Annotated in this window: 12 protein-coding genes; 6 read left to right on the top strand and 6 right to left on the bottom strand. The window is 73.2% G+C overall.

Going from position 1 to position 23,325, the window contains the following annotated elements:
* Positions 1–245: 245 nt before the first annotated feature.
* The 3 genes from ACFV6D_RS04775 to ACFV6D_RS04765 form a co-directional block, all read right to left on the bottom strand.
* Positions 246–1,784 carry a hypothetical protein gene (locus ACFV6D_RS04775; RefSeq protein WP_380558413.1) on the bottom strand — a complete coding sequence of 513 codons (1,539 nt, stop codon included), beginning with the start codon at positions 1,782–1,784 and terminating at the stop codon, positions 246–248.
* Between the two features lie 67 nt (positions 1,785–1,851).
* Positions 1,852–2,607, bottom strand: coding sequence for a leucyl/phenylalanyl-tRNA--protein transferase (locus ACFV6D_RS04770; protein WP_380335842.1), 756 nt, complete (start codon positions 2,605–2,607; stop codon positions 1,852–1,854).
* Positions 2,604–5,951, bottom strand: coding sequence for an amino acid adenylation domain-containing protein (locus ACFV6D_RS04765; RefSeq protein ID WP_380558410.1), 3,348 nt, complete (start codon positions 5,949–5,951; stop codon positions 2,604–2,606). Before ACFV6D_RS04765 ends, ACFV6D_RS04770 begins: the two co-directional genes overlap by 4 nt.
* A gap of 223 nt (positions 5,952–6,174) precedes the next feature.
* Between ACFV6D_RS04765 and ACFV6D_RS04760 the strand changes: the two genes are divergently transcribed.
* Positions 6,175–9,375: an EAL domain-containing protein gene (locus ACFV6D_RS04760; protein ID WP_380558407.1), complete on the top strand. Its 3,201-nt coding sequence runs from the start codon at positions 6,175–6,177 to the stop codon at positions 9,373–9,375.
* 61 nt (positions 9,376–9,436) lie between these two features.
* Here ACFV6D_RS04760 and ACFV6D_RS04755 read toward each other — a convergent pair whose 3' ends face one another.
* Positions 9,437–10,396 (bottom strand): helix-turn-helix transcriptional regulator, encoded by a 960-nt coding sequence (locus ACFV6D_RS04755; RefSeq protein ID WP_363366734.1) that lies wholly within the window; start codon positions 10,394–10,396, stop codon positions 9,437–9,439.
* 451 nt (positions 10,397–10,847) lie between these two features.
* Here ACFV6D_RS04755 and ACFV6D_RS04750 point away from each other — a divergent pair, with 451 nt between their 5' ends.
* The 5 genes from ACFV6D_RS04750 (at position 10,848) to ACFV6D_RS04730 (ending at position 21,745) form a co-directional block, all read left to right on the top strand.
* Positions 10,848–11,465, top strand: coding sequence for a papain-like cysteine protease family protein (locus ACFV6D_RS04750; RefSeq protein WP_380494201.1), 618 nt, complete (start codon positions 10,848–10,850; stop codon positions 11,463–11,465).
* Between the two features lie 4 nt (positions 11,466–11,469).
* Positions 11,470–12,321, top strand: a complete 852-nt coding sequence (locus ACFV6D_RS04745; RefSeq protein ID WP_380558404.1) for a hypothetical protein — start codon at positions 11,470–11,472, stop codon at positions 12,319–12,321.
* Positions 12,322–12,746: 425 nt separating this feature from the next.
* Positions 12,747–20,798 carry a ricin-type beta-trefoil lectin domain protein gene (locus tag ACFV6D_RS04740; protein ID WP_380558402.1) on the top strand — a complete coding sequence of 2,684 codons (8,052 nt, stop codon included), beginning with the start codon at positions 12,747–12,749 and terminating at the stop codon, positions 20,796–20,798.
* The gene (locus ACFV6D_RS04735) at positions 20,795–21,193 is read left to right on the top strand and encodes a hypothetical protein (RefSeq protein WP_380494196.1); all 399 of its coding nucleotides are present in this window, start codon (positions 20,795–20,797) and stop codon (positions 21,191–21,193) included. Before ACFV6D_RS04740 ends, ACFV6D_RS04735 begins: the two co-directional genes overlap by 4 nt.
* A 144-nt stretch (positions 21,194–21,337) precedes the next feature.
* A complete protein-coding gene (locus ACFV6D_RS04730) occupies positions 21,338–21,745 on the top strand; it encodes a hypothetical protein (RefSeq protein ID WP_380494193.1) in 408 nt (135 codons plus the stop codon).
* A 52-nt stretch (positions 21,746–21,797) separates the two neighbouring features.
* Here ACFV6D_RS04730 and ACFV6D_RS04725 read toward each other — a convergent pair whose 3' ends face one another.
* On the bottom strand, positions 21,798–22,034 hold the full coding sequence (locus ACFV6D_RS04725; protein WP_380368776.1) for a helix-turn-helix transcriptional regulator: 237 nt from the start codon (positions 22,032–22,034) through the stop codon (positions 21,798–21,800).
* A gap of 116 nt (positions 22,035–22,150) precedes the next feature.
* Entirely contained in the window at positions 22,151–23,119 is a 969-nt protein-coding gene (locus ACFV6D_RS04720; protein ID WP_063349778.1) for a DUF4331 family protein, read from the bottom strand.
* Positions 23,120–23,325 lie beyond the last annotated feature (206 nt).

Genomic DNA, 23,325 nt, shown 5'->3' with positions numbered 1-23,325 from the left:
GCGGCCGCGCCGGGGGCGGGGGTGGGGGGTGGGGCCTTGGGGACCGGGGGGGTTTGGGGGTGGGGCGCCGCTTGATTGCGCCCGGCCCTCCTCCCCCCGCGTCAGCCTTCCAGCGCACCCGGCACCGGATCATCGCCCTGGGGCACGAACTGTCGGTGCGTCAGAAGTACGTCGGGAGCAGTGGCCCCGCTGCCCGGCGTACCGCCCGAGCAGTAACCGGACCCCGAGCCCGGGGCGCGCCCGGGTCAGCTGCTCGGGCGCGGGGACGGCAGGGCCGCGGAGCCCGCCGCCAGGGGCCATTCGCGGTGGAACGGCGGCAGCGGGTACGTGCCCTCGATGACCGGGGTGCCGAAGACCTTGAGGTGGGCGAGCAGCGAGCCGGTCAGGTCGACGCCGCCGACCAGCGACCAACTCCCTTGGGCCTGCGGCGGGTTGCCGGAGGAGTCGGCGGTCAGTGAGCCCTCGGCCTGGGCCCGCAGGTAGGGGGCCACGGTGGTCTGGACGCCGACGGTGTCGTAGAGGCCGACGGAGACCTCGGCGCCGAGCGCGGCCCGCACGCCGGCCTTGCCGGTGAGGCGCACCCGGACCGGGGAGACCTTGGTGTCGGCGTCGGTGGTCGGGGTCCAGCCCTTGCCTCCGGTGTAGTCGGCGCGGACGGCCCAGGTGCCGGTGGCCTCCTGTTCGGCCTCCAGGTGGACCTGGCCGTCGGCGCTGACCTCCAGGTAGCAGGTGAGCTTCAGGTTGACCACGACGGGCAGTCCGGCGACGGTGAGAACCGGGCTGGCCTGCAACGTGGCGAAGGGCAGCCGGACGGGCGCGGCGCCGGTGCTGCGCGCGACGTCGCCGGTGACCTTCCACTGGGCGTGGGCGCCGAGGTCGAAGCCGATGGAGGCCGTGCGCGGGCTGCCGGCGGCGGCGCCGTGGTAGGCGAAGTGGACGGCCGGGTGCAGCTGGAGGGAGCCGGAGGCGTCCACGCTCGCGCCGTCGGGCAGCGGGACGGGGGCCTTGACGTCGACCTCCAGGGTGCCGGAGGCGTCGGCCTTCACGCCGCCGCCGTCCGCACCGACGACGGCCTTGAGGTCCTTGACCAGCGGGGTGACGGTGATGCCGTGCGGGTCGACGGGCACCCGGCCGTCGGCCTCGGTGCCGCCGAGGAGTTCGGCGAGGGTGGCGGGGCGGGTGGTCAGGTTGAGGCTGGCGCCCGCGCCGGGGCGGACGCCGGTGACGGCGACCAGCGCGCCCTGGGGCGCGGCGGCGGTGGGCGGGCTGGCGATGAGCTGCCCGGGCTGGACGGCGGGGGCGGGGGGCGGTGTCGCGCCGGCGGTCGCGGTGGGCCCGGCGGCCGGTGGCGCCGAGAGGACGGCCGTGCCGCCCGCCGGGTCGTACGCGGTGAGCTGGAGGTTCTGCCCGGCGGGGGTGGCCGCGCCGCCGTCCTTGGCGGGGGCGGCGACGGCGGCCTGCCGGTCGCCGGCCGGGGCGGCGGTGACCGGCGCACCGGCGGCGCCGGCGGCACCGGTCGGCCGTGCGGTGGCGGCCGCGGTGGTCGGGGCGGCGGCGGCCCGGGCGCGCGGGGTGCCGGCGGCCGGGGCTGTCGGGGCCTGGCCGCCGGCGGCGGCCGTGGTCGTGGTCGTGGTCGTGGTCGTGCCGGTGGTGACGGCCGCTTCGGTGGTGCCGGCGGCGGCCTGCGGAGTGCCGGAGGTGGTCGGCCCGCAGGCGGCGACCCCGGCGAGGGCGAGGGTGAGGAGGGCGGGGCCGAGGGCCCTGCCTATGGAGCTTTTGAACACGCGGCGTCATGTTACTGACGGGGAATAAGTTTGTCGAAGACAGGCCAAGCAAGGTAAAAGGCGCAGGTCAGACCAGCCGGGCCACGGGCAGCGGAGCTCCCGGCAGCGGGCCCACCACGGCGTCCGCCGCCAGCTCGGCCAGGTACCGGGAGCGGGGTACCGGCTCGGCGCCGAGGCTGCGGATGTGCGGACTGTCCCACTGGGCGTCGAGCAGCCGCCCGCCGGCCGCGCCGAAGCGCACCCCGAGGTCGGCGACGGCGACGCGGGCGGCGTCGGGGCGGCGGTGGAACATCGAGTCGAGGCTGAGGACGGGCCCGGCGGCGACGCCGAACACCCCGCCGATCAGTTCCTCGCCCTCCCACACCTCGCCGCTGTGGGCGGCCCCGAGCACATGCAGCTGCTCCAGTGCGGCCCGCAACTCACCCGTCAGCCAGGCTGGTTGGCGGCCCTCGGCGCAGCGGGCCAGCACCTCGCCGAAGGCCCGGTCGGCGCTGGTCCACCACTGCGGCCGGTGGCGCAGCCGCCGGGCGAGGCGGCTGCCGAGCCGGACGCCGTCGGGCGGCAGGACGGGCCGGGGGTCGGGCGACCACCAGGCCAGCGCGTACGGGTCGTCCCCGCCGGGCAGCAGCATCACCTCGCCCGCCTCGACGGCCTGTTCGTAGCGCGCCTCGTTGTAGGCGCCGGCGTACTCGTCCGCCGCGGGCATCGGGAACAGGCCCCGACGGTATGCCGCCAGCAGGTCCGGCGCGCCGAGGCCGGCGCCGAACGCCACCGGCCCGTCCCCGGGCCCGCGTTGGACGTCCAGCCCGTCGAAGGGGCTCATGCCGGAGGCCGGAGGAAGCCCTCCGCCGCCAGCCGGCCCAGGTAGTGGTCGAGCAGGCCGGCGTCGACGGCGGGCAGGTCGATCCCGCTGCCGGCGAGCGCGGCATTGGTGTTGGCGCGGTCGAACAGCGGGAAGACGGGCCGGAAGTACAGCTCGCTGATCGACAGCGCCGATCCGGGGGCGCGGTCGACGAACAGCGGGACGAACGGCGTGACGGGGTGGGCGGGGTGCCCGGCGGCGAACCGGACCAGGCCCTGCACCCAGTCACCGTAGGGGAGTTCGGCGATCGGGTGGCCCCGGGCCCGAAGCCGTTCGGCGAGGTCGGCGAGGTCGGCGGGGCGCGGCGAGGTGAGGTGGTAGACCTCGCCGTCGGCGGGGGCGTGGGCGGCGATGTGGGCGACGGCGCGCGCGAAGCGGTCGGCCGGGACGAAGTCGAGCGGCAGCAGCACGTCCGGGCAGGTGCCGCTGTCCGCCAGGTACGCGATGAGCGCGCAGATCTCGGTGCCGGTGTTCATCACGCCGGTGGCGAGGTCGCCGGTGACGTCGTTGGTGCGCAGCACGGTGACCGGGAGCCCGGCGGCGGCCGCCTCGTGCAGCAGTTGTTCGGCGACCCACTTGCTCTCGACGTAGCCGACGCCGAGCCGGTCGGGGTGGGCGAGCGGGGTCCGTTCGGTGACCTCGCGGACGCCGGCCGCGCCGAAGCCGGCCAGCACGGCGAGGGTGGACAGGTAGTGCACGGGTACGCCCCGGCTGTGCCCGGCGAGGCGGATGATCTCGCGGGTGCCGCCGACGTTGGGCGCGCGCAGCTGGTGGTACGGGTAGAGGAAGTTGACCTGCCCGCCGAGGTGGTGGACTGCGTCCAGACTCCCGGCCAGCCCGTCGAACTGACGCTGCGTCAGCCCGAGCCGGGGTGCGGCGAGGTCGCCGACCAGCGGCACCACCCGGGTGTCGGTGAGGTCGTGCCGCAGGAAGCGCTGCTGGGCGGCGCGCAGGCGTTCCAGCGCGTGCTCCTCGTCGGGGGCGCGGACCAGGCAGTGGATCCGGGCCCGGGTGGTGGCGAGCAGGGCGTGCAGCAGGTGGGCGCCGCAGAAGCCGGTGGCGCCGGTGAGCAGGATCTCGGCGGGTTCGGCGCGGCTGGGCGCCGGGCTCCAGGACTGCTGGACGGGGTGGGCGAGCCGGGCTTCGGCGACCCAGTCGACGGCGGCCTCGCCGGGGCCGGGGCCGGGGCTGGGGCTGGGGCCGGCGCCGTCGGCGCGGGCGGCCTGGACGGCGGCCGCGAAGGCGCGCAGGGTGGCGTCGCGCAGCAGGGCGCGGGTGAGGGCGCGGACGCGGGTGACGTCGAGACCGAGCATGATCCGGGCGCGGGCGAGCATCTCCATGGCCAGCAGCGAGTTGCCGCCGAGCGCGAAGAAGTCGTCGGCGGGGCCGACGTCCTCGACGCCGAGCAGTTCGGCCCACAGCTGCCCGATGGCGTCCTCGACGGCTCCCCCGCCGCCCGCCGCCCCGGTGCCGCCCGCGTCGGCCCGGCCCGGGGTGCGCGGCTCGGCGTGCGGCAGCCGGCGGCGGTCGACCTTTCCGGCCGGGGTGAGCGGCATGCGGTCCAGCGCCACGAAGGCGGCCGGGAGCATGTACTCCGGCAGCCGTTCGGCCAGGTAGGCGCGGAGCCGGTCGCGGCGGGCCCCGGCACCGGCCGCGGCGTCGGCGTGGTCGGCGAGCGTGTAGTAGGCGGTGAGCGCGCGGCCCCCGTCGGGGTCGCCGCCGTCGGCGGCGACGCGGGCCTGCCGGACGTCGGGGTGGGCGGCGAGGGCCGCCTCGATCTCGGCGGGGTCGACGCGGTGGCCGAGCACCTTCACCTGGTCGTCGAAGCGGCCGAGGATCTCCAGCTGCCCGTCGGCCCGCCAGCGCCCGGCGTCGCCGGTGCGGTACATCCGCTCGCCGGGCACCGGCGCGTACGGGTCGGGGACGAAGGCCTCGGCGGTCGCCGCGGGGGCGCGCCAGTAGCCCCGGGCGAGGCCGGGCCCGCCGAGGTGGATCTCGCCCTTCTCGCCGGGCCTTACGGGGGACAGTCGGGCGTCCAGGACGTGCACCCGCACGCCGGGCAGCGGGCGGCCGATCGGCACCGGCGCGGCCGGGCCACCCGGGCCGCCGGCGTCCAGCAGGGCGGGGGTGACCTCGCAGAGCGTGGAGGTGACGGCGGCCTCGGTGACCCCGTAGGCGTTGACCAGCCGGACGCCGGGCAGCCGGTCCAGGCAGCTGCGGCAGTCGTCGGCGTGCACGACGTCCCCGCCGACGACGACCAGCCGCAGCCCCTCCGGGCCGGGCCCGCCGGGCGGGAGCAGCGTGAGCACGTGGTGCCAGTAGGCGGGGGTGAGGTCGGCGACGGCGAGGCCGAGTCCGCGCATCCGGTGGACGAGTTCGGTGGGCGCCCAGGTGCGGCCGCCGCCGAGGACGAGGGTGGCCCCGGCGAGCAGGGTCGCGAAGACCTGCTCCAGTGCGGTGTCGAAGCCGAGCGCGGCGAGTTGCAGCACGCGTTCGCCGGGGGCGAGGCCGTAGGCGTGGACGACCCGGTCGAGGGTGAACACCAGGGCGCGGTGGGTGACGGGGACGCCCTTGGGGGTGCCGGTGGTGCCGGAGGTGTAGATCAGGTAGGCGAGGTCGTCGGGCCCGGCACCGTCGGGCTCACCGGCGCCGTCGGGCCCGCCCGCACCGTCCACGCCGTCCACGCCGTCCACCGGCAGCGGCTCGACGCCCGGCAGCGCCCCGCCCTCGGTGACCGCCACCCGCGCCCCGCTGTCCTCGACCAGCCGGGCCAGGCGCCGCGCCGGGTACGCCGGGTCCAGCGGCAGCAGCGCCGCGCCCGCCTTCAGTACGCCGAGCCAGGCGACGACCAGGCCCGCGCCGCGTTCGAGGCAGACCGGCACCACCTCCTCGGGGCCGACCCCGCGGGCCCGCAGCGCCCGCGCCAGGCGGTCGCTGCGCCGGTCCAGTTCGCGGTAGCTCAGCGTGGCGTCGTCTGCGGCGACGGCGACCGCGTCCGGGTGCTGCGCGGCGCGGGAGCGCAGCAGTCCGTGCACGGTGCCGCCGCCGCCCGCGGCCCGCCCGCGGCCGCGCTCCCCGGGGGAGCCGAGCCCGGGGAAGCCGAGCCCGGGCGGGCGCCATTCGCGGGCCACGTGGGCCCGGCAGTCGTCGCGGCCGGCCGGCCCGTACACCAGGTGCCAGCCGCCCGGCACGGTCAAGTCGCCGGGCCAGATCGCGTACTGACCGCTGTCGTTGCGAACCACGGCGTGACGCCCGGAGTTCACATCCGTTCGTACGCCCTGTGCGCTGTCTGCTGCGTCGTCCACCGGCTTGACCTCGTGCTGTGGCGGCAGTTTCCTGGGAGGTGCGACATTTCCGACTATACGCACTCAGGGCACAGGACGAACGTCCGATCGCAACCCGACCGGACGCGACGCTGCCGTGTGCCCGTCAGCCCGGGACGAGACGACCCCGCGACCGCCGAGACCCGTCCTCGCCCGAACTCCCCCGTCCCACCGGCCGGGTGGCGACGCGGAGGAGGTAGCCCCGTTGACACGTCGGCGACAACGCCTGATGGTCTGTTACCTGCTGTGGATGGTGCTGTTCACCGGCGTCTACTACATCAACCCCTCGCAGCGGATCATCTGGTGGACGGGCATCGGACTCGGCAGCAGCGCGGCCATCGTGGCCGGCGTCCGCCTCAACCGCCCCGCGCACGCGCTGTTCTGGTACGTGCTGGCGCTCGCCAACCTGAGCTTCACCGCGGGCGAGGTCGTCCAGGTCGTCCAGACCCAGTTCCTGCACCTCCACAACCCGTTCCCGTCCGTCGCCGACGGCTTCTACCTGGCCGAGTTCGTGCTGTACGCGGCCGGCGTGCTCGGCTTCATCCGCTGGCGCACGGCCCGTCAGGACCGCGCCGGCCTGCTCGACGCGCTGATCCTCACCATGGGCCTGGCGCTGCTCGCCTGGATCTACCTGATCCTCCCGTACGCCCGCAACCCCGACCTCTCCTGGTTCCAGAAGGCCGTCTCGATCGGCTACCCGCTCGGCGACGTGGTCGTCCTCGCCCTGCTGCTGCGACTGCTGACCCCGCGCGGCGGCACCAGCCGGGCGCTGCAACTGCTCACCGTCGGCACCGCCGGCATGCTGGTCTCGGACACCCTGTACGGGCTGATCCAGCTGCACGGCAACTGGCACATCGGCACCCCCGTCGACTTCGGCTGGGCCGCCTTCTACACCGCCTGGGGCGCGGCCGCGCTGCACCCGTCCATGGTCGAGCTGACCAGACCCGTCCCCACCCAGCAGCCCGACCTGAGCGCCGGCCGCCTCGCCCTGCTCACCCTGGCCTCGCTGATCGCCCCGGCGATCCTGATCATCGAGTCGCTGAACGGCAACACCAGCAACGCCGGCGTGATCGGCGCCTTCTCCGCCCTCCTGTACCTGCTGGTGCTGGCCCGGCTGGCGGTCGTCGTGGTCGCCCGCCGGCAGGCGATCGCCCGCGAGCGGGCCCTGCGCGAGGCCGGCGCCAGACTCACCGCGGCCGTCACCGTCGAGGAGGTCGCGGACGCCGTCCAGGCCACCGCCTCCACCCTGATGCCCACCGAGCCCGGGCACGTCGCCCTGCTCGCCGTCACGGAGGCCGGCGTCCTGCACGTGCGGCACGCCGAACGCGGCGCCGCCCAGCACCACCTCGGCCCCGTCACCGACTCCGACGAGGCGCTCGCCCTCGCCGCCTACCGGGAGACCCGGCTGCTGCCCGTCGAGGACATCGGCAGCGACCTCGCCGCCCGCCTCGACGGCATGCCCTCCGCCCTGCTGTGCCCGCTCACCCTCGACGAGCGCCCCTCCGGCGACCCGCTGATCGGCGCGCTCATCGTCACCGGCACCGCGCAGGAGCTCACCAGCCTGTGGGGCTCGCTGGAGATCCTGGCCGCGCAGGCCGCGCTGGCCGTCGAACGGGTCGTGCTGAGCCAGGAGGTCAACCGCCGCAACAGCGAGCTGTACTTCCGCACCCTGGTGCAGAACGCCAGCGACGTCATCCTGATCCTGGACGCCGACGACGGCGTCCGCTACGCCTCCTCCTCCGCCGAACGGGTCCTCGGCTACCCCAGCCTGGACGGCACCCTGCTCACCGAGCTCGTCCCGCCCGAGGACAGCCGGGCCGTCGGCAAGGCGCTGGCCCGGATGCGCGGCCCGGTGGACGCCGCCCCGGCGCACGCCGCCCCGGCACACGCGCCGGAGCACTCGCCGACACGCGAACCGCTGCGCGAACAGCCCCGTGAGCACTGGCGGCTGCTGCGGCAGGACCGGACCCCGATCGAGGCCGAGGTCCGCTTCAACGACCTGCGCGCCGACCCGACGGTCGGCGGCCTGGTGCTCACCCTGCGCGACGTGACCGAGCAGCGCCAGATGGAGCGCGAACTCACCCACCGGGCCTTCCACGACTCCCTCACCGGCCTCGCCAACCGGGTGCTGTTCCTGGACCGGGTCGGCCACGCGCTGTCCCGCGGCGAGCGCAGCGGCGCCGTCACCGGGGTGCTCTTCCTCGACCTCGACGACTTCAAGGTGGTCAACGACACCCAGGGGCACGCCGTCGGCGACGAACTGCTGATCGCCGTCTCGCTGCGGGTCTCCACCGCGCTGCGCAGCTCGGACACCGCCGCCCGGCTCGGCGGCGACGAGTTCGCCGTCCTGGTCGAGGACGCGCTGCGCCCGGCCGACGTGGACGCCATCGCGGACACCGTGCTGACGGTGTTCGCAGAACCGTTCAGGCTGAGCGCGGGCGCCGTCCGGGTGACGGCCAGCATCGGCGTCGCCACCACCGAGGACAGCGTGGACGCGGCCGAACTGCTCACCCACGCCGACCTCGCGCTCTACTCCGCCAAGGCGGCCGGCCGCCGCCAGTGGCGCCACTACCAGCCCGCCCTCCAGACCGGGCTGGTGGAGCGGCACGAGCTGAACGAGAACCTGGACGCGGCGATCGCCGAATCCTCCTTCCAGCTGTACTACCAGCCGATCGTCGACCTGCGCACCGGTGACCTGGTCGCCTTCGAGGCGCTCGTCCGCTGGCCGCACCAGCGGCGCGGCATGGTGCTGCCCGACGAGTTCATCGCCCTCGCCGAGGAGAGCGGCCAGATCGTCCCCCTCGGCGCCTGGGTCCTGGAACGCGCTGCCCAGGAGGCCGCCGCCTGGCACGCCGCCAGCTCCGCCGACCGCGCCGCCGCCGGCCTCCCCCCGCTGCGGGTCAACGTCAACGTCTCCGCCCGCCAGTTCCGCGACGCCGGCTTCGTCGACGTCGTCCGCGGCGCCCTGCGCAGCTCCGGCATCGACCCGCACACCCTCGTCCTCGAACTCACCGAATCCGTCCTGATGCGCCGCGACGACCGCGTCCACGCCGACATGGCCACCCTCGGCGACCTCGGCGTCGGCATCGCCATCGACGACTTCGGCACCGGCTACTCCTCGCTCTCCTACCTGCGCGAGTTCCCGATCTCCATCCTCAAGATCGACAAGTCCTTCATCGACGGCCTCGGCCTCTCCCCGCAGCAGTACGCCCTCGTCGAAGGCATCACCCGCATCGCCGACACCCTCGGCGTCCGGGTCATCGCCGAAGGCATCGAACACCCCGAACAGCGCGACCTCCTCGCCGCCATGGGCTGCCCGCTCGGCCAGGGCTACCTCTTCGCCCACCCCATGACCGCCCCGCAGGCCCGCGCCCTCGTCGGCGGCACCGCGCACGAACCGGCCTGACCCCCGGTCGCAGGGCCGCGCCCCACGTCCACGCCTCAGGTCCACGCCCCACGTCCACGCCTCAGGTCCACGCCCAGCGGATGCCCGCGACCCCGGGCCCCAGCGCGGTCGCCACCACGTGCGCCAGGTGGTGGCTGTCCAGGGTGAGGTCGGCCAGGCTGTCGTCCGGACCCTCCGAGTCACTCGCCGTGAACCACTGGCACTGCACCGGGAGTTCGCCCGGATCGAAGCGCACCCGCAGGACGTAGTGGTCCGCCGGGAAGCGGAAGGCCGCACGGTAGCGGCAGCACTCGGCCGCGCTGTGCGGGCGCACCTCGAAGGAGAACACCTGGGTCTCGGAGCAGTGCAGCGAGCGGTCGAACAGCAGCTCCGCGAGCACCACCCGGGCCACCGGATCCCGGCGCACCCGGCCCAGCCGGCAGCTGTCCCCCGCCACGATCTCGACGGCCCCCTCGTCCACCCCCTCGTCGCAGTCGTAGATCAGCAGCGCCCGGTCGACCCCGTCCTGACGGGCCCGGACCGCCACCATCGAACTGAGCGCCGCCAGTTCACGACGCGGCCCGACCGTCACCGTCGCGTACTCGGTGACCACCTGGAGCTTCCCGGCCGCCGGGCTGTCCAGATCCGCGAGCAGCCCGCCCAGATCACCGGGGGTGCGCACCATCTGCGGGTACGGGCGGGGCCCGCCGCCGTCGCGGTCCGCCCCACCGCGCGGCCGCGGCGCACCCAGCAGGGCGGTGAGCGCGTGCGCCGGCAGCCCGAGGATCTCCTCCAGCGCGGCCACCACCCGTAACGACTCCGGGCGCTCCGGCCGGCGCAGCCCGCGCTGCCAGTAGCTCAGGGTCGTGACGGCGATCCGCAGTCCGCGCTCGGCCAGCCGGCTGCGCAGCCGCTCCAGCGGCAGCCCGCGGGCCTCGATCGCGGTGCGCAGCGCGAGGCCGAAGGGCCCGCTCCGCAGCGCGGCCAGCACGGCGGCGCTCTCCGGGGCAGCACCGGGCGGCGGTTCCTGACGACTGGCCATCGGGGCTCCCGGGGCTACTGGCCCGGCCGGCGCGCGGCGGCGGCGGGGCCGAGGGGACACGGCGGCGGTGCGGGGACGGCGGTGAGGGGGACGCGGTACGGGGGCGGGGGTGCGGGGACGCGGTACGGGGGGACGCGGCGCGCTGTGAAATTACCGGCTTACCCCGGCCGCGTCCATATCCGGGAGCCCCGCTCCCGGCCACCCGTCTGCGGCGCAGCACCTCCGCCGCACCGCCCCTCTTCACAGCCCCGTTCACAGCGCCGCCCGCTCCCCTCCGGGGGGTCTGGGAGCGGCCCGGCCTGCTGCCTACGCTTCCTAGCAACCCCGGTCCGGGCCCGCCGCGTCGGCCGCGCGGCAACCCCCACACAGCACACCCCCACACAAGGCACACCCCAGGGCGGCGCCGGGTGCACACGGAGCCGCCCGTGCCCCCGCACGAAGGAGTTCCCCCATGAGCGGACCCATCCGTGGGTCGTCCCTGCGCGCCGCACTGGCCGCGCTGTGCATGCTGGCCGCCGTCGTGACCACCGGCGCCGGCACCGCCGCGGCCTCCCCCCAGGCCGCCGCCGGCAGTTCCCAGACCTTCGCCGCCGGTTCCCGGCTCAACATCTCCATGCAGGCGCAGGAGCAGGACCAGTGGTGCTGGGCCGCCTCCGGCAACACCATCGCCACCTTCCTCGGCCACGGCACCGACCAGAACTCGTTCTGCGACCTCGCCTACGGCCAGGACACCTCGTACCAGTGCCCCAACCAGCCCGGCCAGCTCTCCTGGGTGCAGAACGCGCTCTCCGCACTCGGGGTGTCCCCCGGTCAGGAGACCGGCGCCCTGTCCTTCAACACCATCGTCAGCGAGATCAACGCGGGCCGGCCGATCGAGACCGGCATCTCCTGGCTGGCCGGCGGCGGGCACGCCCAGGTCATCTACGGCTACGACCAGAGCAACAAGTCCATCTACTGGGGCGACCCGTGGCCCAGCAGCAACCGCTACAACCTGGCGTCGTACAGCTACTACGCCGGCTACAACGGCCAGTTCAACTGGAACGACTCGCTGTACCGGATCGGGGCGTGACACGATGACGCACTTCCGCGCCCCGCGCGCCCTCGCCGCCATCGCCCTGGCCGGCAGCGGACTGCTCGCCGCTGCCCCCGCCCTCGCCGCCACCCCGGCCACGGCAGCCGGCGTCCCGTCCGCCCCGTCCGCGGCCGACGTCACCGCGGCCGCCGCGGCGGCGAAGGCCGCCCCCGTCGTGCAGACCCTCGGCGGGTTCTTCGCCCACGGCTCCGGCCAGGGCTCCTCCGACGCCCGCCAGGCGCAGGCCGCCGCCCCGGCCCGGGTGGTCGGCGACACCGTGCCCGTGTACTACCTCAACCCGGACTTCGTCGCGGCGGCCTCCGTCGGGGCGCCGGTCGCGAAGTTCGCGTTCATGGCGACCGAGGCCGACGCGGCCGACGGCCGCAAGGCCTCAGTGTGGACGGCCCCCGACCCGCACGCCGGCGGGTCCTGGGCCGAGATCAACATAGCCTCCGGCAGCGACGAGACCGACCACGCCGCCGCCGCGGCAGCACTGGGCCGCGGCGCCGTCGCCTTCGAGGAACCGCAGATCCGGGCCTGGTACGCCCTGGTCGACGGCCAGGTACGGCCGCTCAACCCGGACGCGGTCCGGTCCGTGGGCGACGCGGGCATCACCCTCGCCCAGTACCAGCAGGTGGTCCACGACCGGTACGCCGACAAGCTGCCCGGCACCGACTACGCCAAGGCGCACCTGCTCGGCGGCTTCGACCGGGGAACGGTCCCCGTCGCGGCGCCGGCCGGCGACTCCACCCCGAGCGCCGCCCTGCTCACCGGGGCGGGCACCCTCCTCGCCGCCCTCGGACTCGGCACCGCCCTGCTGCGCCGCCGCCGGGCGGGCCGCGGCACCGCCTGACGGCACCGCCGTTCGGCTTCCACACTGCGAACGGCGCTGACGGCGGGGCACCTCCGGGTGTCCCGCCGTCGGCGGTTTTCGGCGGAAAGCCCGCACGGTAATTGACTGCACGTCACTTCTTAATTCACGACCGTCCCGGGCCCCTTCGCGCACGCGATCGGGGGCCCTCTTCGCATCTCGGAAACCTCGCCCACCTGGGGTGATGTCATCGAAATGACTCCATTTCTCACGACTCCTCAGCGTAAGCGATCTGTTACGCAATCGTCATCCTGATTGGTCACTGGGAGTCAGCTGAGAATGAGAGATTGTGCTTCGGCTTCGATCAAGCCATTCAAAACAATGCACATCTCTTGAGAGAGTCTTTGATGAAACGACGGTCTCGGGCCTCGTCCGCTTTTGCGGGCGGGGCCTTCTCTACGCGTCGGATGCGCCCCGTATCAGCGCTCCTGACGCTCGGCCTGCTGGTGCAGGCCGGTGTGGTGGTGGACGCGGTGACGGCCGCTCCGGCCACCGCCGCACCCTCACCCGCCACTCCGCCCGCCGCTCCGGCCACCGAGGCGCCTGACGAGGCTTCGGCGCTCCTGTCGGCCCGACTGCAGAAGCGACGGATCGAGGTCACCAACGCCCGGACGGAGTTCACCACGCTGTGGGCGAACCCGGACGGCACGCTGACCTCCGACCGCTCCACCGGGCCGATCCGGATGAAGGTCGGCGACACCTGGGTGCCCGTCGACACCACGCTGGTGCAGACCCCGGACGGCAAGGTCGCACCGAAGGCGCACCCGGGCGGGGTGGTCTTCGAGGGCGGCGACGCCGGGGTGACGGTCGGCGACAGCCTGCCGGGCGCCGCGATACCGACGGCCGCACCGAGCACTGCTCCGGCCACGACTCCGAGCGCCGCGGCCACCACTGCGCCGGCCACTGCGCCGGCGACGTCGCCCAGTGCGATACCGACGGCCCCCGCTTCCGCGTCCCCGTCGTCGTCCCCGTCGTCGTCCCCGTCCGCCTCGGCTTCGGCTTCGGCTTCGACCTCGGCTTCGGCTTCGGCTTCGGCCGAAGCGAACCGGGCCTCCCGCAGCGGCGCCCGCGCCGCCGCCCCGGCCGCCGACCCGCAGTCCACCCCGGCCACCCCGGCCGCCCCGGTCCCCGCCGAGCGCGAGCTGGTCAAGATCGGCTCCGGTGAGCAGCAGGTCAAGTTCGGCTGGCTGGGCAAGCTGCCCAAGCCCAAGCTGGAGGGCAACAAGGCCACCTACGTCAACGCCCGCCCCGGCGTCGACCTGGTCCTCGAAGCCACCAGGACCGGTTTCGAGCAGTTCCTGATCGTCAAGGACCGTGCCGCCGTCGCCCAGACCGGCACGGTGACGCTCCCGCTGGACACCACCGGGCTCACCGTCTCGCCGCAGCAGGACGGTTCGATCCAGCTGCTCGACAAGGCGACCGGCAAGGCGACGGTCAAGATCCCGACCCCCGTCATGTGGGACGCCGCGGTCGATCCTGCCTCGCAGGAGCACCTGAACCGCGGCCCGGTGACGATGGAGGTGCACGGCCAGGGCGCGGACACCGAGCTGGTGTTCACCCCGGACGCCGCCTTCCTCGCCGACCCGAAGACCCAGTTCCCGGTCACCATCGACCCGGTGGTGGACGTCGGCACGACCTTCGACACCTACGTCCAGACCAACGAGAACATCGACGCCTCCTCGTCGACGGACCTCAAGCTGGGCAGCTACGACGGCAAGGTCGTGGCCCGGTCGTTCCTGACCGTCCCGGGCGGGTCGTTCAACGGCAAGCAGATCCTGGGCGCCACGCTCAACCTCGCCAACCATCACTCCTCGTCCTGCATCCCGAAGCAGTGGGAGGTCTGGAACGCGCCCGGCGCGGCCTGGTGGACCCGCTGGGGCAACCAGCCCGCGATGGAGCGCAAGTGGGCCACCTCGAACGACACGTACGACGTGGCGAACGACGGTGACACCCACGACTGCTACGCCTCCGACGGCACGTTCTGGGCCAAGGCCGACGTCACCGAGATGATCCGGTACTTCGCCGGGTTCGGTCACAACGAATACGGGTTCGCCCTCAAGGCGGCCGACGAGTCGAGCAACCTGTCCTGGAAGAAGTTCAGCTCCGCCGAGGGCTACTGGCCTCCGTTCCTCTCGATCACCTACAACACCGTCCCGGCCACCCCGGCGACGGTGGAGGTGCAGCCCTCGCAGCAGGGCAACCCCCGCTACACCTCGGACGCGAACCCGCGCTTCCAGGTGCAGGCGGCCGACCCCGACGGCGACCCGCTGAAGGTCTACCTGGACCTGTGGCGCGGCGGCACGTTCATCGGCAGCATCGTCCGGGACACCCCGAACGGCGCGATCGCGACCGTCCGCCCCTCCGACTACGGCATCGCCAAGCTCGACGAGGGCGTGCAGTACACGATCTGGGCCATGCTCGACGACGGCAAGTCCCGCTCCGGCTGGGTCGGCACCAACGTCATCGCCGACACCGTCAAGCCCGGTACGCCGTTCGTGAGTTCGGCGGACTACCCGGCGGACGGGCTCTGGCACGGCACCGCCAACCAGGCCGGGTCGTTCACCTTCTCCCCCGCCCCGGGCACCGACGACACCGCCGCCTACGTCTACACCCTGGACGGCGGCACCCCGGTGACGGTGGCCGCGACCGGCGCGCTGACCACGTCGATCACGCCGACCACCGAGGGCCGGCGCGTGCTCAGCGTGCAGTCCAAGGACCGCGCGGGCAACCTGTCCCCGCCCGCGACGTACACCTTCCAGGTCGGCCAGGCGGGCATGAGCTCGCCGGTCAACGGCACCCAGTCCGCGAAGCGCGTCAAGCTCGCGGTCGACGCGCAGGCGCAGTTCCAGCGCGTCGTCTACCAGTACCGCCGTGGCCCCGGCGCCGCGGAGTACAACGTCCCGCGCACCAACCTGACCAAGGCGGACAACACCGCGGTCACCGAGGACAAGCCGCGGCTCGCGGACCTCGGCCCGCACGCCAACTGGAGCGTCCTCGACACGCTCGGCCAGGTCGGCGGCGTCGTCCAGGTCCGCGCCCTCCTCTTCCCCGAGGACGGCTCCGGCAACGGCTACGCCACCGTCTGGAACACCATCACGGTCGACCGCAACGCCGACGGCGCGACCGGCGCCAACATCGGCCCCGGCTCGGTCAACCTGCTCACCGGCGACTACTCGACCGACGTCACCGACGCCGACGAGCGCGGTCTGTCGGTCAAGCGCACTGCCTCCTCACGTGACCTCGGCCGCGGCTGGCAGCCCCAGGGCGAGCGTCTGACGCTCAACCAGCGCCAGGTCGGCACCGACCTGACCGGCTTCACCGCCGGACAGGCGACGCTGTCCCGCTCCACGGTCCGCGGCCACGACAACTCGCCCGACTCGCTCCTGGTCGTCCCGGCCGGCTCCGGCTGGGACTCCTTCGCCGCGCTCGGCCCCGAGTACACGCTCGGCCAGGGCATGCAGCCCGGCAAGACCTACCGGCTCACCAGCTGGATCTACGTCCCCGGCGCGACCGGCCTGGACAACCCGCTGGCCAACCGCGGCCTGCGGATGGTCGGCGTCTACCGCACCCCGGCCGGCTACGGCGAGACCGCCTCTCCGAAGGCGTCGTTCACCGACGGCTGGCAGCAGCTGACGCTGGACCTGACGGTGCCCAAGGACGCCACCGAGGCCTGGTTCCGCCTCTACAACGGCAACACCGCCGGCAGCGGCAAGGAGGTCTTCTTCGACGACCTGTCGCTGAAGGAGATCGTCGCCCCGTTCGGCCCGCAGTGGGCCGGCGGCCCGGACGCGGGCACCGGCTCGGACTACCGGGCGCTGTCCTTCCCGCAGTCGGACCTGGTCGAGATCAAGGACAACGACGACACCTCGCTGACCTTCGCCAAGGGCACGGACGGAACGTTCTTCCCCGAGCCGGGCGCCGAGTCGCTGTCGCTCAAGGCCGTTCCGGCCAAGTCCGGTGCGATCGTCCTGTCGACCAGCGGCCAGTGCCTGGAGGTCCCGAACGGCGCGGCCGGCAACGGCGCCCGGCTGCAGCCCGCTCCGTGCACGGGCGCGTCGAACCAGCAGTGGACCCGCGGCGACGACCTGACCCTGCGCCTGCTCGGCTACTGCCTGGACAACCCCTGGGGCCAGACCGGCAACGCCACCCCGCTCACGCTGTGGGGCTGCAACGGCGGCGACAACCAGCAGTGGGAGGTGCGCACCAACGGCACGGTCATGAACCGCCACTCGGGCCAGTGCCTGGACGCCGACAAGGGCGCCTCGATCTGGGTCTGCTGGGCCGGCCCCAACCAGGTCTGGGACATCCAGACCGCCGGCACCGCCTACGAGCTGAGCGAGCTGGACGGCTCGAAGACCGTCTTCGCCCGCCAGGCCGGTTCGAACATCTACCAGGTGGTCAGCGAGACGGGGCCCGACGCGGCCTCGACCACCCGCTACCAGTACGACACCACCGATGGCCGCTCGCTCGTCAAGCGCATCGTCCCGGCCGTCGAGCCGGGCATCGACGACGTCAACGGCTGCACCGTCGACCCGCTGCCGCGCGGCTGCGAGGTGATGGAGTACGACTACGCCAAGGTGACCACCGCCACGGCCGCGACCCCGGGTGACTACCTGGACCGCGTCCGCGGCGTGAAGGTCTGGACGTGGAACCCGGCCACCTCCAAGCAGGAGGCCGTCGAGGTCGCGCACTACGCGTACGACGACCGCGGCCGCCTCACCCAGGTCTGGGACCCGCGCCTGGCCACCCCGCTGAAGACCTCCTATGGCTACGACGACGCCGGCCGGGTCACCCGGATCGGCAGCGCCGGTGAGCTGCCGTGGAACTTCGACTACGGCAAGGCGGCGGCCGACCAGGACCCTGGCCGTCTCCTCAAGGTCCGTCGCGGCATGCTCGCGCCGGGCAGCAAGGACCAGGTCACCGGCGAGGCCGCATCCAGCGTCGTCTACGACGTGCCGCTGACCCGCGGCGCCGGCGGTCCGTACGACCTGGCGGGTGCGGACGTGGCCAAGTGGGCGCAGACCGATGCGCCGACCGACGCCACCGCCGTGTTCGGCCCCGAGGACGACCCGGGCACCAACACCGCCTCGGCCGCCAAGCCGGGCCCGGACGCCTACAAGTCGGCCTCCATCCACTACCTCAACGCCTCCGGCAATGTGGTCAACACCGCAATCCCGTCCGTCACCCCCGGTGGTGACATCGACACCAAGGAGTACGACCGCTACGGCCACGTCGTGCGCGGTCTGGGGGCGGCCAACCGCTCGATCGCGCTGGGCACGTACCCGGACGCGGACAAGTTCGCCGCCGAGCTGAACCTCCCGGCGGACTCCGCCTCCCGCGCGCGCCTGCTCGACTCACGTACCACGTACTCCGCCGACGGCCTGGACGTGACGGAGACGCTCGGTCCGGTCTACCGTGCCTCGCTCGCCGAGCAGGTCAACGGCCAGACCAACCCGGCCGTCGTCACGGCCGAGGCCGAGAAGCTGCCGCAGCTCGGGACCAACGCCAAGGTCCAGATCGACAACGACTGCTGCGGCGTCACCTGGTCCGGCGTTGCCCAGCTGGGCATCCGCGGCACGGCGGCGGGCGCGTTCGACGCGATGCGCGTCACCGTTCCCGAGGAGGGCGAGTACGTCCTCTCCGGCCAGCTGACGAAGAACAGCGACCACGGCGTCATCCAGTGGGCGATCGACGGCAAGGACGTCGGCCAGCGGATCGACACCTACAGCGCCAGCGGCGCAGTGGCCCCGTACACCACCGGCGCACCCGTGAAGCTCACGCGCGGCGACCACGAGCTGAAGCTCACCGTGGTCGACACCAACGCGGCCAGCGGCGGCGAGCGGTTCCACACCGGCATCGACACCGTCACCCTCACCAAGGCGACCGTCAACCCGACGCTCGCCGCCGGGACCCCGGTCGTCGCGCGGGACCACAACACCAACACCTACGACGAAGGGAAGCCCGACGGCCAGACCTACCACCTGGTCACCACCGCGACCGACGGCGCCCGCATCGACGGCTACGCCGACGACGTCGAACTGCGCGTCACCAAGACCGGCTACGACACGCCGATCGGCGGCACCTCCGGTTGGACGCTGAAGGCGGCCACCTCGGTGACCACCGACGCACTCGGCGCCAAGCTGACCGCCTACGTCAAGCTCGACGCCTCCGGGCGGGCGCTGGAGTCCCGCAAGCCGGGCTCCACCGGCAATGACGCCGGGACGGTCAAGTCGGTGTTCTACACCGCCGGAACCAACCCGGACGACGCCGCGTGCGCCAACCGCCCGGAGTGGGCGGGCCTGCCCTGCGTCACCATGCCGGGCGGCGCCGTCACCGGGGCGGACGCCTCGCGGATGTCCACCACGCTGCCGGTGAAGCGGGTCACCCGCTACTCCGCGTTCAACGAGCCGGAGGAGACGACCGAGACCAACGCGGGCAAGTCCCGCAAGACCGTCACCGTCTACGACGCCCTGGACCGGATCGTCTCGACCGAGATCACCTCGGACGAGGGCAAGCCGCTGCCGAAGGTCACCACCGAGTACGACCCGGCCACCGGTGACATCGTCAAGACGACCGCCGGCGGCAAGTCGCTCACCCGCGTCCTGGACGCGCTCGGCCGTCTGATCTCCTACACGGACGCCGACGGTGCCACCACCACCACCGAGTTCGACCGGTTCGGCAAGCCGGCGAAGGTGAGTGACCAAACCGGGTCCACCACCTACGCCTACGACCGGGCGAAGGAGCCGCGCGGGCTGGTCACCTCCGTGACCGACAGCGTGGCGGGCGAGTTCACCGCCAAGTACGGTCCGGACGGCCAACTGGTCGAGCAGACCTACCCCGGCGGGATCGTCCGCAAGGACACCTTCAACGCCGTCGGTGAGGCCACCGGCCGCACCTACACCCGCACCTCGGACAACACGGTGGTCTGGGCCCAGACCACCGACATGTCCACCCAGGGCCAGGTCGCCAAGGACACCAGCTCCACCGCCACCCGCTCCTACCAGTACGACCGGCTCGGCCGGCTGGTGAAGGCCGAGCAGACCACGGTCGCGGCCGGCTGCGTCACCCGCCAGTACGCCTTCGACGCCCACTCCAACCGCCTGTCCAAGCAGACCTCCCCGCGCGGGGCGGCCGGCGAGTGCAGCACGGCCGGGGCCACGGCGGAGAACCACACCTACGACAGCGCCGACCGGCTCACCGACGCCGGCTTCGTCTACGACGCCTTCGGGCGCACCGTGAAGACGGCCACCGGCGCGACCAACACCTACTGGGCGAACGACCGCGTCGCCGCCCAGGAGAAGGGGGACACCAAGCAGGAGTGGGCCGTCGACGCCGCCCACCGCCTGACCGCGTTCACCACCAGCAAGAAGCAGGCCGACGGCTCCTGGGCCAACGCCACGTCGAAGCTGAACCACTACAGCGACGACTCCGACGAGGTCCGCTGGACCGTCGAGGACACCGCCCAGGGCACCCTGACCCGCAACGTCTCGGGCCCGGACGCCGATCTGACGGCCACCACCAGCAAGACCGGTGACGTCCAGCTCCAGCTGACCAACCTGTTCGGCTCGGTGGTCGTCACCACCGACACCGCGCTGACCAAGCCGGTGGTGCTGGACTTCGACGAGTTCGGCATCCCGCAGGACGGCCAGGCCAACGTCCGCTACGGCTGGCTCGGCGGCAAGCAGCGCTCCGCAGAAGCCCAGGACGGCGACATCCTCATGGGTGCCCGCCTCTACAGCCCGGCCCTGGGCCGCTTCCTCCAGATCGACCCGGTGCCCGGCGGCAACGCCAGCCCGTACGACTACTGCACCGGCGATCCGGTCAACTGCACCGACCTCGACGGCAACTGGGGCATGCCCAAATGGCTGAAGAAGACGGTCGAGGTCGTCGCCAAGGTCGCCGAGGTCGCCGCCTACATCCCCGGCCCCATCGGCGCGGTGGCAGCAGCCGTTTCCTCGGTCTCCTACGCAGTGGCCGGGGACACGGCGAAGGCCGCCGAGATGGCGGTGGTCGCGGTGGCTCAGGTCGTCGGCGGTGGAGCCGTTGCCAAGGCCACCATCACAGCGGTGAAGGCCGCACGGGTTGCGGCCCGGGTGGATCGGATAGCGACCAAGGCCAAGGTGGTCTACCGATATGCGCGGATCCAGAACACGGAGGCCAAGGCCCGCTACGCCAGCAAGTTGGCCGACAAGTACAATGGCGGCAAGAGCCGGGTGATCGTCGAGGGCCGGAAGACGAAGTGGTACTACGACCTTCGTGGGAAGACCCACACCAACAAACTCGGTGGCGGGAAGACCGAGAAGGTCCCGACCCCGCACAAGGTACCGAGCTACCGCGAGCCCCGGGCACCGAGCGGCTGGGGTCCGCTCCAGCGGAACAACACCCAGCGCATGACCTGGCGTGACATCGGACGGGCCCAGTTCCATCTGATGAAGCCGAAGAAGAAGGGAATCAAGTGAAGGCCCGATTCAGCGGTCTGGAGGCATGGGAGGCCCCGGGCGACTACGTCGAGCTCGACGTGCCGGGCGGCTTCATCGACCTCCACAACGACTGCGAGCTTCTCGGCGTCGCCCTGGTGGGCTACCCCAAGGCGACGGTGAGCCTGGAGTTCAGGCACCCGACCCGCGGTCGCTTCGCGCTGGAGTTCCACGACGCCGGCGAACTGGTCATGCAGCAGACCGCGGTGAGCTCGGACGGCTGGCAGGGTGACCCTCCGGAGGAACCGGACGGGATCGACACTGTCACGTACTACGAGTACGGGGCCGACCTGCCACCGGTGTTCGAGATCGTCGCCTCCACGCTCCGGCTGAAGTTCCGGGCCTGGGAGGTGGCGCTGCGGCCGCTCGCGGCGTAGCACCGAACTGAGGGAGCCCCCCGGCCCCCGCGATCGGCCGAGAGCCGGTCGCGGGGGCCGTTCCACGTTCTGCCGTGGCCGGTCACCGTGCCACTGGACGCGCCTGGTAGAGCGGGAATCGACCTGCAGAGTGGAGGCAGTTGGATGGGACAGGAAGGACTACCCCCGGGGTACTCGGTGGAGGATCTCGTGGCGGCGGCCCAGCGGTCCGGGCGGTTCGCCGGGATCGAGGCGGTCGAGGTCGCGGCCGAGCCGAGGCTGGTCGACCTCCATCTGGAGGCCCTGTCCGGGCACGAGTATCTGGTGATGTTGAGGGAAGACCTCGGCGAAGCCAGGGTTCTCTACGAGGACTACGTGTTCGACGGCGTCCCCGCCCATCGGGTCCTGGATTTCGTGGACCTGGTGACACGGGGTGAGGTCGACCTCTCGCCCACGCGGTTCGGGCGGCAACTGGTCCTGCGGGTGTCCCTGCCCGAAGGGACCTGGGTCGATCGGCGCCGATTCGCCGACGATCTCTCGGATTGGGAGAAGAGCGTCATCGAACGTCGCTGACGGTGGGAGCGGACATGCACCAGCCGCAGGGGCCCTGCCCGTCCTGAGCCCCTCACGACTCCACGTTCAGCGCCCGGGAGAGGGCGGTGAGGAGGGGGAGGGTGGGGGCGGCGTGGCCGGCTTCGATGGCGCGGATCTGAGCGTCGGTGAGGTCGGCGCGCTTGGCGAGGTCCGCGATGGAGAGGCCGAGGGCGGTGCGGCGCTCGCGGACGGCGCGGGCGAGGGCGCCGGCCGGGTCGCCGTCCGGGTGGGCGGGGAAGTCCTCGATCAGTGGGCGCGCGCGGTTCACCGGACCTCCTCATTGCCGGGCGGGGGCGCACAGCCTGACACGTGATCACGGCGGGAAGTGCGAAGCGGCGGTCAAGGATTCTTGACCGCCGCTTTGTCGTCCGGCTACTTGACTCGCTACTTGACGGGGTGCGGGTGGCCGAGGTGCGGGAAGACGGGGAGGACGTCGGTGTGCGGGGGGATGTGGTCGCTGGTGATCTTGCCGCCGGAGACCATGGTGAGGCGGGCCGAGGTCACGTCGTCGACGAGGGTGCGACCGTTGGGGTAGGCGGCGGGGCGGGAGCGGTCGTAGCGGAGGATGTCCGGGAGGACGAGCTTGAGGGTCTCGGTGGCGGCCTCGGTGGTGTAGTCCCCGGTGTGCTGGAGGACGGCCGTCCAGGCCTCGCGGTAGGTGTCCCAGTCGTCGGCCGGCTCGCCCGCGTTGTACGCGTCCTTCACCTCCTCCTTGTTGAAGTAGGCGGTGAGGGAGGGGTGCGCGCCACGGTCGACGGAGACGAGCCGGCCGTCCTGGCGGAGGCTGACCCGGGCCCAGACGCCGATCGTCGGGTCGGGGCCGAGGTCGGTGTCGGGGACTTCGAGGGCGATGCCGAAGACGTTGGCGTCGGCCATGGCGTCCTTGCCGGTCCAGGTGAAGTCGTTGACGATCCCTTCGAGGTCGGCGAAGAAGGGATCGCTGCGCAGGCCGACGGAGAGCTTGCGGCCGTTCGCCTCGATGACGTCGGGCGCGTCCCCGAAGGCGACCGGCGCTTCGGAGAACAGGACGTCCCCGGTGGGCTCGTGCTTCTGCGCGGCGGCGCCGGTCGCCCGGTGGACGGTGACGGTCTGGGCGCCGGTGTGGGTGGGGGCGGAGAAGGTGAAGGAGTAGGCGACGTCGGCGCGGTGGTCGCCGTCGGTGTCGATGTTGATGCGGTACACGGCGTCGGGGTGGAACTCGGCCGCCTGGGTGGGGGCGTAGGGGTTCGCGTTCATGATCAGGACGGTCCGGCCGGGCGCATCGGCGGCCGGGAAGGCGAACACGTCGGTCAGGTCGAGCCGCGAGTCGCCTCGGGGCGAGCGGAGGTTGGGGCCGCTGAGGTGATGGGACATGGGACCGTTGGTAGCAGCCCCCACCCGACACCGGCCCGACGACACCCGCATTCCACCCGCCCGTCCGCCGATTGGCCGTCATCCCCCGACGGTACGCCCCGGGGGGGGGGGCGGGGGGGGGCGCGCGGGGGGCGGGGGGGGGCGCGGCCCGCGCGCGGGCGCCCGCCCCCCCCCCCCGCCCCCGGCCCCCGCGGCGCGCGGGGGTG

It is taken from the genome of Kitasatospora sp. NPDC059812 (assembly GCF_042732075.1).
Lineage (GTDB): Bacteria > Actinomycetota > Actinomycetes > Streptomycetales > Streptomycetaceae > Kitasatospora.
This window is presented reverse-complemented; position numbering and strand designations above follow the sequence as displayed.

Coding starts and splice junctions, on each gene's coding strand:
- ACFV6D_RS04770 (WP_380335842.1), bottom strand. CDS start 2,607: ATGAGCCCCTTCGACGGGCTGGACGTCCAACGCGGGCCCGGGGACGGG.
- ACFV6D_RS04755 (WP_363366734.1), bottom strand. CDS start 10,396: ATGGCCAGTCGTCAGGAACCGCCGCCCGGTGCTGCCCCGGAGAGCGCC.
- ACFV6D_RS04750 (WP_380494201.1), top strand. CDS start 10,848: ATGAGCGGACCCATCCGTGGGTCGTCCCTGCGCGCCGCACTGGCCGCG.
- ACFV6D_RS04745 (WP_380558404.1), top strand. CDS start 11,470: ATGACGCACTTCCGCGCCCCGCGCGCCCTCGCCGCCATCGCCCTGGCC.
- ACFV6D_RS04740 (WP_380558402.1), top strand. CDS start 12,747: ATGCGCCCCGTATCAGCGCTCCTGACGCTCGGCCTGCTGGTGCAGGCC.
- ACFV6D_RS04730 (WP_380494193.1), top strand. CDS start 21,338: ATGGGACAGGAAGGACTACCCCCGGGGTACTCGGTGGAGGATCTCGTG.
- ACFV6D_RS04720 (WP_063349778.1), bottom strand. CDS start 23,119: ATGTCCCATCACCTCAGCGGCCCCAACCTCCGCTCGCCCCGAGGCGAC.